The organism is Protofrankia sp. Cr1, from assembly GCF_963555865.1.
Lineage (GTDB): Bacteria > Actinomycetota > Actinomycetes > Frankiales > Frankiaceae > Protofrankia.
The window spans coordinates 1-2507 of sequence record NZ_CAUVXO010000436.1; the positions used below are offsets into that span (position 1 = coordinate 1).

Below are 2507 nucleotides of genomic sequence, written 5' to 3' on the forward strand. Positions count from 1 at the left end.
GTGGTGGTCATCGTCCTGGGATCTCCCTGCGGTCGGCGGTTGGGGCACACACCCTGATGCACTGCCTGATGCACTACGTAGCCGATTGTGGACATATATAGCAGATCAGTCAAAAGGGTTGAGCCAGGACCCGACCTTGCGCGCGCTGTGGGCCACAGCTGTCGCGCCCGCGTCAATCGCCTTACCAGCAAGATCTGGAGCATGCGATACCGCTCCGGTGATGTCGTCCCAGTGGTCGTAAGCCTGCAGCCCCGCCCAAGCCACCCCGGTCACCACCGTCGCACCCACGGTCACCGGGTTCGGGCACACCATCATCGCCGTGAAGCTCGCATTGAACCCGGTCTCGGCCAGATCAGCCACATAGCCGGCACCATTGGCCCGGTAGGCGTCGATCGGATTACCCTGCGAGGCCACGTTGAGGACCGACATGCCGGTCGCGGTTACTCCCCCAGCCGCACCGCCATAACGCCAGATCCCACCACCGGTCAGCGACCGCACCGCCCCGGCCCGCGCCCCCGCCTCCCAACCATCCGTCGCCGCGGTGGAGTGGTAGACGTCGAGGGCGTCCTGCTGGATCGCCCACAGACTCCGCGTACGGTCGGGACGGCTACCGATCAGCAAGGATCCAAATTGGCTTTCTTCACCGACTGCCGCCCGCAGCAGCGGGCTGCCCCACCGGTCTAGGCCCATCCGGGGAGCGAAGGGATAACGCACCGCCCACAGCGGAAGCTCGTTGGCGGCATGGCCCCATAGGGCCGCCGCCTTTGCCACAGTGACGGAGCCGATGAAGGCCGCCTGGCCGGCGGTCATGATGCCCCAGACCACCGAGGCCACCGTGTCCGGCTCCTCCGACAGCGCCGGAATCTTCGTAGCCCAGAAGGTGATAACCGACTGGGTGTAATCATCGAGCGACTCGTGCGCACGGTACGGCGGCAGGCGACCGGACCGGAAACCGTCTTCCAACGCCCGCCGGCACCGGGCCGCCTCCGCATCCAGATCACAGGCAGCAGCCGCCACCCGACGAGTGGAGGCAAGCTCGGCTTCCAAATCCGCCTGCGCACTCGACTGTGGCGTACCGCCGGACGTCGACGCCAGACTCACGGCCATCACCCCGCTCGACGCGGTCGACGCGGTCGACGCGGTCGACGCCGAAGCCACCGCACGCAGATACCGCTCGTAAGCGTCATCCGCCAGCCCCTGCTGGACACCGACGGTGCCCTGCGCCGCCCGCAAGGCCCCGGCCCAGGTCGTCAAGGCGTTCGCCCCGGCCATCAGCGCATCGGCAACCTCATTCGCGATAGTCGCGATACTCCCCAGTGACGACGCCGCCGCACCGGCCGATAAACCCTGCCAAACCATGGCATAACGCTCCGGCTCGCGGCGCAGCTCATCAGCTGTCGTACCCAGCGCCGTGGCGGCCTGCCGCCAACCACCGGCCGTCACCTCGATCTCCTCCGGGCTACCCGCCGGCCGAGCCAACACCGGCGCATCCACTACCACCCGCGCCTACCCGAGCCCTGACACGGCCTGACCCAGACCCGCGTCCACCGACCCCAGGGTCTTCACCACCGACTCGATCTGTCCGCCGAGCAATTCCGAGGCAGCCCCAAGCGCCGCCAACGCCCCCGTCCAGCCTGCCACAAACGCGTCGACACCGGCACTCACCTCCGGGTGACCGACGCTGACACTCGCTGCTTCCCCAACCGCACCGATCCTGGTACGGACACCGATGAAAACCTCCCGCTGGTTGAGGACGCTTCGGGATGCCGCGGAGACGCCGTCGTAGCCGGCTAGCAAATCCACTTGTCCCCCTACTGTCACCCGATGTCGATAAACGGCCGGCTGGCACGAACGACAGTCACCTACAGCTCCTGGAGCAGGACTCAGCAGCGTACCCGTGCCCGAGTTTGACAGGATTCATCCTCGATGCACAAGTGGTATCCACTTACTGACATTACGGATCCGAGGCTGACGCAGGCATCGGCACGGTGCTTGGCGGGTCGCTGGGGGGGAGCGAACGAGGGGCCGTGGTGGACGAACTGGCGACCGTGATGCCTGCTGGCGGGATGACGGCGGCAACAGGAGGGGCTTTCAGGTCGTCACTGAGAGCGCCCAGTGGAGAGGCGGCCTCAAGGAGTCAGTGCGCCACATGTGATAAATCTTGTGGCTCACTGATGGGAGACTTGGGTGCGGGGTCAGGCGTTGACCGCGGAAGACCGCCGAGCCCTCAACCAGGCCGTGTTCACCCACTTCTGGGTGATCCGCAACCAGGTGGACGGCGCCGACCTGACCGAACCATTCGCCCGGCTGCTCATACCCGAGCAACCGGCAGCGGTCACTGATCCGGAGACTAGTGCCGACGATCATGAGGCTGCCTTCGGCAACCCCATGACAGCACTGGCGAACAGCACCCACTGGCAGGCCAGCGAGCGATCCAAGGGTCGGTCACCCGAGGAAGCAGCGAACCTCCGCCAGCTGTCTGACGAGGGTTCGAACATGCCTACTCT

General features: G+C 66.3%; 3 protein-coding genes. 1 reads left to right on the top strand and 2 read right to left on the bottom strand.

Going from position 1 to position 2507, the window contains the following annotated elements:
* Nucleotides 1-105 precede the first annotated feature (105 nt).
* The gene (locus U9980_RS23100; protein WP_322769867.1) at nucleotides 106-1482 is read right to left on the bottom strand and encodes a hypothetical protein; all 1377 of its coding nucleotides are present in this window, start codon (nucleotides 1480-1482) and stop codon (nucleotides 106-108) included.
* Between the two features lie 24 nt (nucleotides 1483-1506).
* Nucleotides 1507-1803, bottom strand: coding sequence for a hypothetical protein (locus U9980_RS23105; protein WP_322769868.1), 297 nt, complete (start codon nucleotides 1801-1803; stop codon nucleotides 1507-1509).
* 399 nt (nucleotides 1804-2202) lie between these two features.
* Between U9980_RS23105 and U9980_RS23110 the strand changes: the two genes are divergently transcribed.
* Nucleotides 2203-2507: hypothetical protein (locus U9980_RS23110; RefSeq protein WP_322769869.1), on the top strand; the 305-nt coding region annotated here is incomplete at its 3' end.